The following is a 14,224-nucleotide window of genomic DNA, read 5'->3' on the forward strand; positions in this document are numbered from 1 at the left end:
CGGCCGCGCCGGACACCGCCTCCTCCGCCAACGCATCCTGCTCAGCTGACAACCGCACCCGAGCGATCACCAGCTACGAAAATCTTGTAAGAGCCCGGAGATTCGTGGAATCGGCCACGGGCCGCAGTGCAGGTCCGCTGTCGGTGCTGCCCGACGCGGCGAATGCCGGCGAGGCGCCAACGGCAAGAATGGCGGCAAGGATCGTGCCGACTGCTGTCTTCCGAACTGAACGATTCATGTGGATTCCCTTCATGGGCGACGCCGAGGCGTTCCTCGGGCGTACAGTTCCGCTGTCAAAGTGCAACGGCGGTTCTTGACCGACTGCCAACTGCCTTGCTCAGCCGCTGGCGGAAGTGGCGGACTGGCGGCCCTCGACAGTGGCGGACAGCGGAACGGTCCGACGCTTTCTGCTCGTTAACTCCGGTGATCCGCTGGATGTCCTCACCCAAGTCGTCTTCCGTCCGGCTCGGTGAGCGAGCCTCCGGACGGAGGGTGGCCGGTCGGATCGTGCATGGGGCGGCGTGCGGCGCCTGATCGTGCCGGTAGCAGGAGGCACTTACGGCCGCTCCGGTCCGTCATCGAAACGCGGGGCATCCAACTGCCTCCTCCTCGATGCCGCGCGGCTGTGCAACAAGTGCGGGTGTCACACCGCGGCTTCGACGGTTCTTCATGCAGCGGCCGTGACCCCGAGCAGAGCTTCCTCCCGTGGCAGTATTCCGAGCCGGTTGCACATCATGTGCGCCTGATGGAATATCAGGTGCCCGGCGCTGTAGGGCACCTGGCTGGCTGAGGCCTTCTCCAGGTATCCGGCCAGGATCTGCGTCCACCCCTCTGCGCGGGCGCGTATGCCTGGGTCGAGGCCCATCGCGACGGCCTTGGCGCCGATTCCCCTGCCATCCGCCTCTGCGGCGGCACGCAGATGGCCACGGAGTGTTTCCGCCTGACGGCCGGCGTCATGCGTCCACCAGGCGAGGTGCCGTTCCCAGAACTGGGCGGTGTCAATGCTCTCGTCGTGCGCCTTCAACGCGGCGGCGGAGGCGCGCAGTAGCAGTACACCAAGGGCCGGTCGGTCCGGGTGGCGTGGCAGGTGGCCTGCCCACAGGGCGATCTCGCTGGAGTACTGGAATACCTCTTCGGCGAGCTCGACGCCGGCCTGGCCGCCATACTTGCTCTCCTCCGCTTCGTAGAGCGCGACTTCGGCTCCGGAATGGCGTCCGCTGAACGGCCGGAGTTCGAGTGGCACCAGGGACCCCCTGTGTGGGGCGGGCTCCCGGGCGAGCATGGTGAGTTCGCGTTCGAGCTCGGGCAGGCGCCGGTGGAGCCGGTCGACGGTGCCCCGTGGTCCGCGGACCCGCAGTCGGAGGTGGGGGCCCTTCCAGTCGGTGTACTGGATGAAGAACCACCGGTCGACGCCGTGGTCCACCGCTGACTCGACTAGCGGTGGCAGGCACCGGGTGACCGCCGGATCCAGATGGTCGAGCCCACCGGGGTAGAGGCGCACGTACCACCAGTCGGGTTCAAGGAAAGGATTGTTCACGGTGCTGCCTTCGTGCTCTGGGCTTCCGTCTCGCCACTACGGCAGCCCTCCGGTGCGGGACGTTCCCAGCGGAAGTGTGAGACGTGCTCGGCCGCCCTGTGCCGGCCGCCGCTGTCACGCAGCCAGTAGGCGGTGCGGTCAGGACACGCTTCGGAGAGCCGGACGGCTTTCGCGCCCTTGGCCCTCCCGACGTGGTGTGCCGCTGCCCAGACAGCATGCGGGCTGCGGAAGGAGAGCCAGAGGGGCTTCCCCTGGGAGGAGACCGCCACGGGCGGCCAGGACGACGCCTCGACGGACAGGAACACTTCGTCCGGCAGCCCGTGGCCGACGCGCCACTCGTGCACACGCCGGAAGAACGCCGACGGCGCCTCCCCCTTGGCGGGCGCAGGCAGCACGTCCGGAGCGAACCGCCAGGTACGACGTCCGAGCACCAGGCGCTGGTGGGTCTTTCGCGGGATCACTTCGATGTCCTCACCGGCGGGCGGCGGAGGAGTATCGACGGGGTTCGTCGTGCAGCACAGGCGTGATCCGTTGACCCAGGGGTCCGCGAGGCACAGCAGGAGGCGTGCGACGCCGGGGACCAGATGCTGCGGTACGACCCCCAGATAGACGGGGGCGACAGCCATGCCCGCCGGGTCCGTGAACTCCAGTGTGTCCGTGACAGGGCAGTGCCTCATGGCTGTGGCCGCTTCCCCGCGGGGGGCTTCGTTCGCGTGGGACGGCTCGCCCGGCCAGTGGATCGGCGGGAGGACACCCTCGGCCGCGTGGTGCATCCCGTTGACGTCGCCGGACAACGTGACCTGGTGCGGCGCCGCATGCGGGAACAGGTCGGCGATCCATACCCGTAGCTGGTGCGTGAGTCCGGCCTTCTCGGGCGCCAGGCGGTCCAGTCCGTGGCGGAATCGTGCCAGCAGCCCGCCGATCCCCGAGTTGTACTGGTTCACCACGACCAGGTGGTCGCCCCGGCGGACGTCCTCAGCGGAGCCCGCCGCAATCTGGTACAAGACCGCAGTCGTGGGGGGCGCGCTGCCGGCGGACACGGGGAGCCATGCCCGATCGGTGGGACGTCCTGATTCGGCGTGGTCCTTCTGCAGGGCACGGTAGAGATTGCCGTCGAAGCCCGGGGCCGAAGCGACCGCCCACAGGAACGCGAACATGTCCGGGCAGTGTCCTCCGGGGCCGTACCGGGCCACGAACTCGTCCCGCAGCCAGTCGTAGAGGTGCGAACGGAAGATGTAGGGGCGGATGATCCGGCCCAGTTCGGCCAGGTCTTCCTGGATCGGCCCGGCGGGCAGGTCCAGCGGGACGTCAGAAACGGCGTCCTCGTACACGGCGTAGCGCACGGAGGGCCGCGGGTCGTCGTCCGGGAAAGAGCGGATCTGGTCTGCCAGCGCGTCCAGGGTGCGGGCACGCTCGGCGCCGGACAGCAGGTGCAGGCCGGCCGCCTCCTCATCCAGCCGATCCAGCAGCGCGCCGGTTCGATGGGCGACCGGGTCGACAAGGCCTTCGAGGCTTTGGGCGAGGGAGCGCAGAGGGCGTTGCTCCGTCGGGGACCAGGGCAGGACGAGGCGAAGCAGGCCGGTGTCGAGCAGCCTCAGGAAGCCCCCGAACGCGTCGTCGCCGCTGATGCGCGCAAGGGCCTCGGCGATCGACATGCGGGGCCAGGAGGCGAGCTCGCCGATCAGCCTGCCGTAACGGGTGGCGTCGGTGAGGAAGTCCGTGCGCCAAGCGGCGTCGCCGGGTCCTCCGTGGGTGGGCGTCAGCAGGTAAAGGCGGCCTTCCACGTGGCGCGTCGACCGGTTCGGTTCCACATAGAGGGCATCGGCGAAACGCTCGTCCCGCGCCAGCGCGTCCAACCAGGCATGGACATGCTGTTGGTCGACATAGCTGTGACCCGTTCCGTCCGCGTCCTGGCCTCCGAGGGCGAGGGCCGTCAGCCGGGAGAAGGGGCTGGTCTTCACCGCTGCGCGGGAGACGTAGCCGAGCACCGACCGGGCCGCCTTGCTGTGCGGTTCAAGCGGCTTGGACGTCAGATGGTTCAGCAGCTGGGGGCTGGCCTGGGCGAGACCCTGAGCGAAGACGCGCTCGGACAGGACGCACCGAAGGCGCTCGGTGGCCTTGGCGGTCTCCTCCTCGTAGAGGGCGTCGGTCTGTGCCCTCAGAGTGGTGAGCTCGCTCATGCCGTCGAGCCACTGGGCCAGTGCACGGCCTGCTGTGTCGTCCAGTCGTTCGCTCAGGCTGCGGACGACGTCCTGTGGCAGCTGTGCCGGTCGGCTGTTGTGCACGCGGCGACGCAGGTCGAGGGCGGCACGGCGCAGGCGGGGGTCGTGCTCGAGCGCGGGAACGGCGGCGTGCAGGGCATCGCTCAGGGGGCCGGCTTGTCGGGCGAGCCGCTGAGCGCATGCGGTCTCCCGGCGCAGGGATTCCGTGGTGCGGGGCAGGGCGAGGTCCAGTGCTTCCACGGGGAGCTGGTTGACGCGGTGCACCGTGGAGGGTGAGATGACGGGGCTCGGGGTGGCAAGAGCTGAGGTAGGAATGGTGTGTGGGGTGAGTGTCCGCGGCGCGGGCGGCGGCAGAGTCATCCGATCAGCCCTCCGATGAGGTGCCACCACCACGTCAGGATCACCCCGGCCATGAACACTCCGTAGAGCGCGCACAGGATGCCGAAGGCGCAGTAGCCGACTCGCTTGGGCTTGCTGCTCACGAGCAGGTGGCTCGGTAGGGGTGCCCTGGTGATCAGGTGGACGAGGAACGCGAAGGACCGGCCACGCAGGTTGACAGAGCCCATGGCGGATTCCAGGGCGTGGTACCCGTCCGAGGGGAGCAGCGGGTTGAGGTTCACGATCATGAGCAGCACCTGCAACTGCAGGAGGGCGCCAGCCACGTCATGCGCGGGCCCAGTGGTGTTGAGCAGGACCAGGCCGTTGATCCCCGCCCAGATGGCATCGCTCATGGGGCCAGCGAGGGCGATGAGCGCCCGGGGCGCCCGGCCCTTCACCCGATAGGCGTCCGTGCGGTCCACGTACGCCACGGGCATGACGTAGAGCATGAGGGTGATGCCGGCTTCCCGGACCGGTACCCGCAGGGACTGGCACACCAGGGCGTGGGCCAGCTCGTGGACGGTGATCTGCAGGATGAGCAGGAGTGCCGCGAGCCCCGACCAGGCCGTGTACTCGGGCAAGCTGCGGGTGGCCAGGGCGTATCCGGCCGTAGCCAGTCCCACGCACGTGAGCAGGATCCACATGCCTACCACCACGGGCACGGGCAGCTTCTGGAGCACGTTGGTTACGGGTTCGAGCAGTACGTGTACGGAACGGGTCAGCGCCTTGCGTGGCATCTTCTGCCGCAGCGAGTACTTCAGGACCTGTTCCCGGCGTGTCTCTCTCTGCGGGGCGAGGGTGAGCACGCCGGCTTGTCGGATCTCGGTCAGGAAGCGCACGACGGCGGTTTCGACGCGCTCCAGGTCGGCGGACGACGCGGCCGCCACTCGCCTGACGATGTCCCGGGCGGTGGACTCGCCGTCGAAGAGGGACAGAATGACCGTGCCGGCCTTGGACACGGCGACGTACTTGCCGGTGTCGGAGTCGAAGAGCAGAGGACGCCCGTCCAGGCCGTCCGTGAGTTCGATGGTATCCCTGAGAGTCAGCGGCTCGGTGTCGAGCCATGCGGTGTCCCGCCCGCTCACCTCCCCGGTCACCGGTTCGCTGCTGCGGGGCGAGGCTCCCTGTTGGGGCTCGGCCTCGGCAGGTGATCGCATGCGGGGCCTCCTGACGGGATAATGCTGGGGCCGCTGCCCGGCCGGCACTCTGAGCCAGTGCCGGCCGGGCAGCGCGTTTTCATCCTGGAATCAGCGGATCGGTGATCAGCCGGCCGAGGAGGCGGAGCTGGCGGTGCCGAAGCAGGCCGCCGGGCAGCTGGCCGAAGCCGCGGTGCCGAAGGAGGCGGCGGTGCCCAGCAGGGCGCTGTCGCCGAGCGTTTCGACCGTCATGTCCTCGACGGACAGGTCGATGATCATCGCGTCCTGGAGTTCGGTCGCGTTCATGATGGTGTCCCTTTCATTTGATGGATGTCGGCCGCATCACCGATGAGGCCGTGGTCTTCATCAGCCCGACGAGGAGGCGCTGCCGCCGGTTGAGGCAGTGGAGGCCGGGCAGGTGGCGCTGCCGAACGTGCCGATCGAGCCCCACGTTCCGAGCAGGGCCGCGTTGTCGAGGACCTCGGCGGTCAGCTCGCTGGTGATGTCCTCGGCGAACAAGTCGAGGTTCGTGGTCTCTCCCACGGGATGTCCTTTCGTGAAGGGGTGTCTGAGACGACGGGTCAGCCCTGGGAGCTGGCCGTCCCGCTGGTGGCGACGGTGGAACCGAGCAGGCAACCGAAGGTGCCGACGGTGGCGACCGATGCCAGCGAGGAGTCGGTGGGCAGCGCGTCGACCGTAAGGGAGGTGGTGTCCTCGGCGAACAGGTCGATGATGAGCTCGGTCTCGTGGGGCATGACGCCCTCCATTCATGTGTGGTGTTTGATCGGTGGCCGCCCGGAACGGGAGCCATCGCATGACCGCACCGTGGTGGGGGTGCGGAGTCTGGTGTCGTGCGCCTTGGGGTATCAGGCGTCACTCGTCGGCCGGGTGGCCGCAGGCGAATGCGAGGAGCTGGGCGCTGCGGTACCCGTCGACCGGCACAAGCGGTGTGAGGGCGGACGAGAGGAAGCCCGCGAAGATGCTTCCCACGAGTCCGCGGTCCAGGGCGGTGAGCCAGGCAGTGTGGGCCGCGGCCCCGGCGCGGGTGAGCAAAAGCCGGTGGCCGTGTTCGCCGTGGCGGTCCAGGGAGGCCGCCAGGGGACCGCACACCATGACGATCGCGGGTGCGTGCGCGAACTCCAGCTGGAGAACCAGTTCCTCGGCCGCGTCGCCGGCGGGGAGGTCGGCCAGCCGGACGAATTCGCTGCGGGCCGACGAGTACAGGTAGATCCCCGCAGGCAGTCCGGTCACGTGCCGTGCGGCGACGAGGAATTCGAGTTCGGCCCCCGCGTCGTGGTCGGGCCAGGCGTCCCGGTCGAAGGAGGCGGCGCGGTCGACAACGGCCGCAAGCTCCTCGACGGCGATGGGCGTCGGAGCGTAGGTGCGCGTGGACGCGCGACGCCGCAGCAGGGACTCCAGGGGCTCTTCGCTCGCGGGTGCTGCCTCGGCGGCGACTCGGTCGGGGTGCTCGTCGGCCGCCGCCCTGAGCCTCCCGCCCAGTTCGGCGGCCGGTTCGACGAGGGCCGTACGCAGAGCCTCCGCATCGAGCCGCGAACGCAGCTGAAGCTGCCGCATGAGGCCGTTGTGGTCGAGAAGCGCGGGGAGCGGTGACATCGTCTGCAAGGTCAGTCCTCGTCTCTGGTGGAGGGACGGAGTTCCAGCACGCCGGTGACGGGCTCTGCATCAAGGTCGAGGTCGAAGGCCGTGGCCAGCGTCGTGTCGTCCCACCGGTCCAGCGGCCGGGCCCGCAGGCCGAAGGACCGGGACACGTGAGCGAGCTGTGCGACGGCCACACCGGCATCGAGGTGCACGATGCGCCACGCGAAGGTGGAGTACTTCGACGCCACACGAGCCAGGGAGCCGGTGAGGACGAGCGTCACCGCCGCGTCGTTGCCTGGCAGCCGCGCCAGGTCCACGGCGTCGGGCAGGCGTGCCAGCCGGTGGGCAGCCGAGTCGTAGCCCCAGACGCCGGCGGGGACTCCCTCGACGTCCCTGACCACGACGTGCGCGGTGACGGAGCCCAGGTTGCCTCCGGTGGGCGCCCAGCGGGGGACGCTGGGCCCCGGCCTCGGGTCCTCACGCCGTCCGGCGGCGAGCAGCAGAAGGGATGCCAGCTCCGAGAGACCGACGCGTCCGGGGACCAGGGCCCCCGTCGGCTCCAGGGGCGCCTGGGGGTGGATCCCCGCCCGGGGCAGTTCGATCGTAAGGGCGCTGGGCCACCGCTTGCTCTCGTGCTGGAGGGCGATGTTGCCGGGCTTGTAGTGCATCTGGTGGTCGCGCGGATTGAGCAGCTTCCTGGGCGGAAAGGCGACCGACGTCTCAAAGGCGAGAGCGAGCGGCACATCCGCGGCGGTGAGCGTGGACCGGGAGTCCGTACATTCCGGCACGGGAGCCGTGACGTACATGTCCTGGCGCCAGGAATCCAGGTCAGTCCGCACCATGCCGCGCAGCACGGACACCGATCCGACCCGGCTCGCGATGGCCGTCACCTGAGCGGCGACCAGGGCTGTGGCCATGCTGCGCACGGCAGTGTCGTCGGCTGCGGAATCCCTACTCGTAGCCGGACTCTGCGCGCTGCGCTGACGGTCGGCGTCGTCGAAGGAGACAGTGAACTCGGGGTCGATGTAGGGGCCGATGTCCAGAGTTCCGCCGTCGAGGTGCACGGGAAGCAGCGGGACGCCACGGGAGGCACACCATCGGGCTGCCTCACCCAGGTCGGTCCGGCCGTCCTCATCGATGGCGACGACGAGGTCCGGAGTGCCTTCGGCCACACCTGACACCAGTTCGACCTGAGCGAATCCGTTGTGCAGCAGACTCTCCCGGAGCCCGGCGCCGACGTCGCCTCCGGCCACGACGACGACGTGTGTACTGCTCAGCCGTCGCATCGCCTCGGCTGCGCTGCGGTTGACGCGGGTGGAGTCCAGGCTGCGCGACCAGAACTCCGCCGCGGGGCCGTCTGCCGCGCTCTCGTCGACAGGGTCGGCGCCCTCCTCCAGAAGCCCGCAGGTGTAGAGCAGGGCGACGACCTGTTCCACGTGCTGAACGGGCACGTTCGCCTGCTCCGCCACCCCCGGCACGTCCCTCGTGCCGTCGAGAAGGGGCAGTACCCGCGGGATCAGCTCGCGGGTCGCGGCACCCCTCAGGATCTGCCGGGCGGGGCCGCCTTCGAGGAGGATCCCGTCGGCGAAGGGCACGACCACCAGACCGCGGCACAGGGCCGGGCGGACCGGGGCGTTGAACTGAGGGTCCTGCGCCACCGCGCGGCGCATCTCTTCAGCTGATATCAGCTTGTTGTCGGCCAAGGCACTACCTCACTGGCGAGCGGACTTCGACGGCGCGGCCTGCGGCCCGCCCTGGGGAGTGGGCGCCGCCCCGTCGTCGAGGGGGATCAGCAGGGGTGTCAGATCCCGGGCGAGGCTCGCCCAGGTGGAATCGGCCTGCTCGGCCGGGGGACGGCGGCACCGGTCGCACGCGTGGACACCGACGACGCGCCCGCCGGAGAGGTGCTGTTCCAGCACCTGCCAGTGGCGAACGGTTCCGGCGAAGCGCTCGCCGTCCCCGGACTCGACGCGCCGCAGCAGGTCCAGGGCCATACCGGCGGCCATGTCCACGTGGTGAGGCAGGAAGCCCCCCGGGCCCGAATCCGGAGCGGCGTCGTAGTGCGCGTGCAGCGCCGCGGTGTGCGCCGCGTCCCGTTCGTGCTGGGCCCGTCGCTTGAGGAAGCAGCGGTAGCAGGCTCCGGCACCAGGCACGACCAGCGGTCCCACGCGCAGCCGGGGATGCTCGGCGACGACGGGAAACCACGGGGTGCCCCAGTCGGCGGACCGTGCGTCAAGTGTTTCGGCGAGCTTCGGTGTCTCCCGCCAGGAGGCAAGGATGCGCAGGTCCGCGTCGGGCCAGCCTGCGGAGACCTCCATCGAGCCGGTCCGGTACGAGGAGATCGCGAGGTCGCTGTGTTCACGATGCAGCCGGTCGGCGACGGCCGTACCGAACTCACCGACGGCGAGTACGTGGACCTTGGTCATTGACTTCCCATTCATGAACATGGCCAGGTTCAGTGGCTCATCAGGCGAAGGGCTGGGGGTGCGGGTTGATGTCCGCCTCGCCGCGCACGGGGTGACCCATACGGGCCGGAGCTTCGTACAGCCGCGGGTGCGCCAGATAGCGGGCGCGGTGGGTGAACGACAGAGGCATCAACTGCGGGACGATGACGCGCACGACACGGAACCCGACGTCACGCGCCTCGTCCGTCGTACATTCCACGGCAACCACGTCGCAGCCGGCGTCCTTCAACCGCTGCACCAGCAGGGCCAGGTCCCGGCCGCTGTCGCCCGTGGTGAGGGCTGCCAGCTCGCTGAAGGGACGGCGGGCGTCGCCTTCGAGGAGGAAGTCGAAGTCCGCTCGCCGCTCCGGGCGGCCCATGTACGCGGCGCCGTGGAAGACGTGCAGGAAGTCGTCCACCGACGCGGGCATCTCGCGGGGCACCTGCATGGCGATGCGCGAGGACGCCGACTCACGGATGATCTTGGCGACGCTGTCGACGGGGTCCAGGCTGGTGTTGCACATGACCATCTGGCCCAGCACCTCGTTGTGCGGCGAGAGGTCGACCGAGTACACCGTCGGAATGCCAAGGTCCGTGGTGGCGTCGAAGAAGACGGTCTCCACAAGACTGTTGCGCGACTTCTGAAGGAAGGGCGCGAGGTTCTCCGGCACCACGTCGAAGTCGATCCGCGGCAGGGCAAGCCGTTGGTACCACGTCAGAGCGATGGCATCCCGCTCCACCACCTCGCACACGGCGTTCACCAGAGCCTGCGCGAGATCGGTGTGCGTGGCGCAGCCCGTCGAGATCGGGTTCGCGTAGCGCTCTCCGCTCGAAAGCGGGGGAATGTGCATCCACACTCCCACCGCGGGTACCCACTGGGGCGTTCGACGGGTGAGGGACCAGCCGCGTACCCAGCGCATCGGCGCTTTGGTGTCGACGTCGACTGTCAGGGCCTTGGGATGGGCCAGCTCCGCCGGGGAGCATCGGGGCAGTGTGGTCAGGTCCAGGGCCTCGTCGCCGAGCTCGTCCGCCGTCGCCCAGATCACGTTCTCCGGCTGGACCACGGAGGTGGCGTAGCGCTCCAGTGCTTCGGCCACGCTGAGCCTGGCTGCCCGCTCGGGATCAACCGCGCCTCCGGCACCGTCCATCTCGCCGCGGGCGCTGCGGCCACGCGTCGACTCGGCGATGTTGCCACTGACTTGGGCGAGGTCGCCCAACGAAGCGGAGAAGATCGGGAATCGGGGATCCCCGGCGTGGTTGGGCAGGCGGTGCGTCCGCTCCACCAGACCGTAGGGGCCCACCAGGTCGTCGAGGTCGGTGAGCTTGCCGAGGTCGGCCTGCAGCGCGGGTGCGTTCATCGGTCTTCTCCCTGGTCCCATCGGAACAGGCGGGCGGCGAGCCCGCCGAGTACTGCCGTCGCGGCTACGAGGACCAACCAGTCGACGGTGAGGCTGTGCACGGCGGAGGCCTCGTTGAGGTCGTGGTTGAGCGCGTCCACCAGGTAGGTCGTGGGCAGCGCCTCGGAGACGGTCGTGAGTGCGGACGGCAGCATGCTCAGGGGTAGGAAGAGCCCGCTCAAGAAGAGCACTACCGGCATCAGGAGGCCGAGGAGGCCGTTGGCCACCTCTGCGTTGCGCAGCCGGGCCGCGATCAGGTAGCCGAACGCGAAGAGCATGAAGGCGCCGAGCATGCCTGTTGTCATCAGCCGCAGCGTGTCCGCGAGTGGCACGAAGTCCATGGCAACGGCCACCGTCCCCAGGGCTACGAGCTGGACGACGACGAGGGCGAGCCGGACCGGTGCCTGGGCGAGTACGAACGTCAGCCGACTCAGCGGAGTGGTCCCGAGCAGCCGGAGCGTGCCGCGCGTCCTCAGCGCGATCAACGGCGTGGCGGTGCCGAAGAAGGCCGTCGACATCAGTGACATGAGTAGACCTGTGGGCAGTGCTGCCTTGAGCGGATCGAAGGGAGCTCCGCCATCAGGTGTGCGAAAGTCCATGCGGGCTTCGTCAACGCCGTTGTCGGCGAGGGCGGAACGGATCCCACTCAGCACACCGAACCTGGACGGCTCGATGACGACCGAGGCCTCCCGTCCCTCGACTCGCACGATCGCGTCGTAACCGGCCAGGTCACCGGCCGCGGGAGGCTCCGCCTTCTTCCACGGTTCCGCGTGGAATCCGTCGACTTTCCCGAGCGCTTCGACGGCAGCCTTCTGGTCCGGCGAGGGCGCTACGGCGATCTGGTAGGACCCTCCGGCGGTCAGCACGCCCAGTCCCAGGAACATGGCGAGGAAGAGCAACGGGAAGAGCACCGTGAAGAAGGCGGTCTTGCCATCGCGGAACAGTTCCCGCGCGTTGGTCTTGACCATCTCGCGGAACACCGAGGACGACCTGCTCATCCGTTTCCCTCCTTCCCTGTGCCGGCCGCCTCTTCGGGGCGGGAGTTCTCCGATGCGAGGCTCCGGAACACCGCTTCGAGCCCGCCCCGGCTGATGTCGAGACCCACGGCGGCCAACTGCTCGTCTGCCGCCACGCGGCGCAGCGTCACATCCGGGTCGGACGTCTGCAGCTGGACGGTGCGGTGGCCGGCGGCCACCGCACCGACGTCGACCGCGGTCACTCCCGGCAGGGAACGAAGCGCTCCGAGGTCTGTCTGCGCCGGGGTCGTGAAGGTCACGGTGCTGGAGGAGGCCAGGGCTGACACCAGCCGCGCGGGTGTGTCGCAGGCGGCGATGCGGCCGCCCACGAGCACAGCGACGCGATCGCACAGCTCTGTGGCCTCGTTCATGTCGTGGGTGGTGAGCAGGACGGTGCCGCCGGCCTCTCGCTGCTTCCGGATGACGTCCCACAGGTGTTCCTTGGCCTGCGGATCGAGTCCGGCGGCAGGCTCGTCCAGTACGAGGAAGCGCGGCCGGCCGATCACCGTGACGGCCAGGAGCAGCCGGCGAGCCTGGCCACCCGACAGAGCCTTGACGCGCTGGTACGCCTCGCTCAGAAGACCCACGCGTTCCAGGACGTCGTCGATGTCGTCATGTTCCCCGTAGAAGGAGGCCCAAAGGGTGACCGTCTCCCGGACCGTCAGCTGCGGAAACAGTGCCGCCTCCTGGGGCTGCACCGCCATGACGCGCCGCAGTTCAGGCGCTGAGGGTGCGTGCCCCAGAACTTCCACTGAGCCCGCAGTCGGGCGACGTAGACCGGTCAGGCACTCCAAAAGGGTGGTTTTACCCGCTCCATTCGGCCCGAGCAGTCCAAACACTTCCCCATTGCGCACGTCGAAGGTCACTGAATCCAGCGCTCTTCGACTTCCGTAACTCTTGGAGAGTTTATCGAGGACTGCGACCCTGTCATGGCCAATTACGGATTCCATGTACTCTCTGATTCTTCAACAAGAGACGTATCCTGCTTCTTGCTGGACGGGCCGAAAACCCGAGGGCATGCCGATCTCAGCGCACACCCTGGCGCAACGCACCCATTTCCGGAGCTACTCACCAATGCCTGAAACAGCGCCGGGCCGGGCGAGGGCATGGCAGGGCAAGGTGTGACGAAACGTCAGGCAACAGCGCACGTCAACGCGTATGACGCTGACTGTTGAGCTCAGGGATGAAGGCCGGACGATGTGCGGCGAGGCACTTCTCGCCCATCGCTTCAGCGGCGACGCCTATCCGATGTGAGATACCGTCAGGACAGGACGCGCGGTGAATACTCGCGGTGCAGAGTGCGCAGCAGGGCGCACGTCATAGTGGTAGTCCACTGTTGTAATTCCCCCGTGTTGCGTTCGGTGGACCTGCAGGCCCACTCAGGAGCGCGTTGGTCTTCGCGCTTCTGCATACATCTTGCACCCCGAAGGTGATCATGCGCAAGCGATCTTTCGCCGCCATGACAGAAACTTTCGGTCATGGCGCGTCCGGAACGCCCTCATAGCGCTCAAGCGCTCCATCTCGGCGCAAGCGCTGTCAACACCACGGCGAGAAAGCCTGTCGGTGCAAGCCGCACGCATCCGGACTCCTCAGACAAAGCAACAATTTTCCCTTCCGGCAGCCAGCCTTCCCGGAATCCGTCCACGAGATCGAGCAACCGGGTGGTGGTGGCAGGCCACTCGCCGCACCGGAGATCCCAGGATGGCCACCGGCGCGCTTCGGGCGCCGGTCACGTGGGGGGCGGCTCGCCGGCGGAAGAAGCCCCCCGGGAGCGCAGGATCTGTCCGGGGTTCCGCTGTCGAGTCTTTCGGTGATGCCCTGCCTACGGATGCCCGGGCGGCCGGCGCGATCACCCTGCTGTTCGGCCCGTCCACCGAGCGTGTCCGCCATCTGACGCCTGAGCACCTCAAGTTCGGCGACGAGCACACCCACCTGGTCCTGGGCCCACCCCGTCCTGCTGCCGCCACGGCTCGCCGGACTCCTTCGACATCTCGCCGAACAGCCCCAACTGCGGCCACAGCTCTCGCGAGTCCGCTCAGGGGCCTCGGTGGCTCTTCCCGGGAATGGTCCCGGGCAAGCCGATCTCGACGCACGGCATGACCCAGAAGCTGGGTCGCCATGGCATCCCGGTCCGCACCGCCCGCAACGCGGCGCTGGCCGCCCTCGCTCCTGATCTCCCCAGCCCGACCCTCGCTGACGTGACCGGGATGCACCGCCATACCGCGCTCCGCTGGGTCGCCTACGCCCGACGTGACTGGGCCGAGTATCTCGCTGCCCGGGCCGAGGCATTGAAGGAACCGTCTGGTGGCGATCGCCGATGAGGGGCACGATTCGTGCTGCGGCTGGCCAATCGATAAGGTGCCAGGTCACGACCGCACCCGTTCGATCCACGGGCCGGTCAGGGTTCTGCCGCAGTTCGTGGCACCTCCACGGTTGCCGTGCGTGACCTCTGCCTGCCCGGGCCCTGGGACACGGGGGCGATCTTCACGGCGGGGC

The 14,224-nt window shown here is 68.8% G+C and carries 14 protein-coding genes; 2 read left to right on the forward strand and 12 right to left on the reverse strand.

Features of this window, described 5'->3' with window-relative positions:
• Positions 1–317: hypothetical protein (locus ABZ532_RS28225; RefSeq protein ID WP_361289707.1), on the forward strand; the 317-nt coding region annotated here is incomplete at its 5' end.
• Positions 318–667: 350 nt separating this feature from the next.
• On the opposite strand, the gene ABZ532_RS28230 is transcribed toward ABZ532_RS28225, so the two are convergent.
• From ABZ532_RS28230 to ABZ532_RS28285, 12 genes are all read right to left on the reverse strand, one after another.
• Positions 668–1,537 carry a lantibiotic dehydratase C-terminal domain-containing protein gene (locus ABZ532_RS28230; RefSeq protein ID WP_361289710.1) on the reverse strand — a complete coding sequence of 290 codons (870 nt, stop codon included), beginning with the start codon at positions 1,535–1,537 and terminating at the stop codon, positions 668–670.
• Positions 1,534–3,999: a lantibiotic dehydratase gene (locus ABZ532_RS28235; protein ID WP_361289713.1), complete on the reverse strand. Its 2,466-nt coding sequence runs from the start codon at positions 3,997–3,999 to the stop codon at positions 1,534–1,536. The genes ABZ532_RS28230 and ABZ532_RS28235 overlap by 4 nt, the downstream gene beginning before the upstream one ends.
• Before the next feature lie 116 nt (positions 4,000–4,115).
• Positions 4,116–5,294 (reverse strand): PqqD family peptide modification chaperone, encoded by a 1,179-nt coding sequence (locus ABZ532_RS28240; RefSeq protein ID WP_361289715.1) that lies wholly within the window; start codon positions 5,292–5,294, stop codon positions 4,116–4,118.
• Between the two features lie 105 nt (positions 5,295–5,399).
• Positions 5,400–5,579 (reverse strand): thiocillin family RiPP, encoded by a 180-nt coding sequence (locus ABZ532_RS28245; RefSeq protein WP_361289718.1) that lies wholly within the window; start codon positions 5,577–5,579, stop codon positions 5,400–5,402.
• A gap of 60 nt (positions 5,580–5,639) precedes the next feature.
• Positions 5,640–5,816 (reverse strand): thiocillin family RiPP, encoded by a 177-nt coding sequence (locus ABZ532_RS28250; RefSeq protein WP_107081315.1) that lies wholly within the window; start codon positions 5,814–5,816, stop codon positions 5,640–5,642.
• A 38-nt stretch (positions 5,817–5,854) separates the two neighbouring features.
• On the reverse strand, positions 5,855–6,028 hold the full coding sequence (locus ABZ532_RS28255; protein ID WP_361289721.1) for a thiocillin family RiPP: 174 nt from the start codon (positions 6,026–6,028) through the stop codon (positions 5,855–5,857).
• Positions 6,029–6,146: 118 nt separating this feature from the next.
• Positions 6,147–6,887: a nitroreductase family protein gene (locus ABZ532_RS28260; protein WP_361289724.1), complete on the reverse strand. Its 741-nt coding sequence runs from the start codon at positions 6,885–6,887 to the stop codon at positions 6,147–6,149.
• A gap of 11 nt (positions 6,888–6,898) precedes the next feature.
• The gene (locus ABZ532_RS28265; RefSeq protein ID WP_361289727.1) at positions 6,899–8,575 is read right to left on the reverse strand and encodes a hypothetical protein; all 1,677 of its coding nucleotides are present in this window, start codon (positions 8,573–8,575) and stop codon (positions 6,899–6,901) included.
• Between the two features lie 9 nt (positions 8,576–8,584).
• Positions 8,585–9,298 carry a TOMM precursor leader peptide-binding protein gene (locus tag ABZ532_RS28270; protein WP_361289729.1) on the reverse strand — a complete coding sequence of 238 codons (714 nt, stop codon included), beginning with the start codon at positions 9,296–9,298 and terminating at the stop codon, positions 8,585–8,587.
• Between the two features lie 40 nt (positions 9,299–9,338).
• Positions 9,339–10,673, reverse strand: coding sequence for a YcaO-like family protein (locus tag ABZ532_RS28275; protein WP_361289732.1), 1,335 nt, complete (start codon positions 10,671–10,673; stop codon positions 9,339–9,341).
• Positions 10,670–11,710, reverse strand: a complete 1,041-nt coding sequence (locus tag ABZ532_RS28280) for an ABC transporter permease (protein WP_361289735.1) — start codon at positions 11,708–11,710, stop codon at positions 10,670–10,672. The genes ABZ532_RS28275 and ABZ532_RS28280 overlap by 4 nt, the downstream gene beginning before the upstream one ends.
• On the reverse strand, positions 11,707–12,678 hold the full coding sequence (locus tag ABZ532_RS28285) for an ABC transporter ATP-binding protein (protein ID WP_361289738.1): 972 nt from the start codon (positions 12,676–12,678) through the stop codon (positions 11,707–11,709). The genes ABZ532_RS28280 and ABZ532_RS28285 overlap by 4 nt, the downstream gene beginning before the upstream one ends.
• 1,146 nt (positions 12,679–13,824) lie before the next feature.
• Here ABZ532_RS28285 and ABZ532_RS28290 point away from each other — a divergent pair.
• A complete protein-coding gene (locus ABZ532_RS28290; protein WP_361289741.1) occupies positions 13,825–14,049 on the forward strand; it encodes a hypothetical protein in 225 nt (74 codons plus the stop codon).
• Positions 14,050–14,224 lie beyond the last annotated feature (175 nt).

Source organism: Streptomyces sp. NPDC019396 (genome assembly GCF_040632375.1).
In the GTDB taxonomy this organism is placed as follows: Bacteria; Actinomycetota; Actinomycetes; order Streptomycetales; family Streptomycetaceae; genus Streptomyces.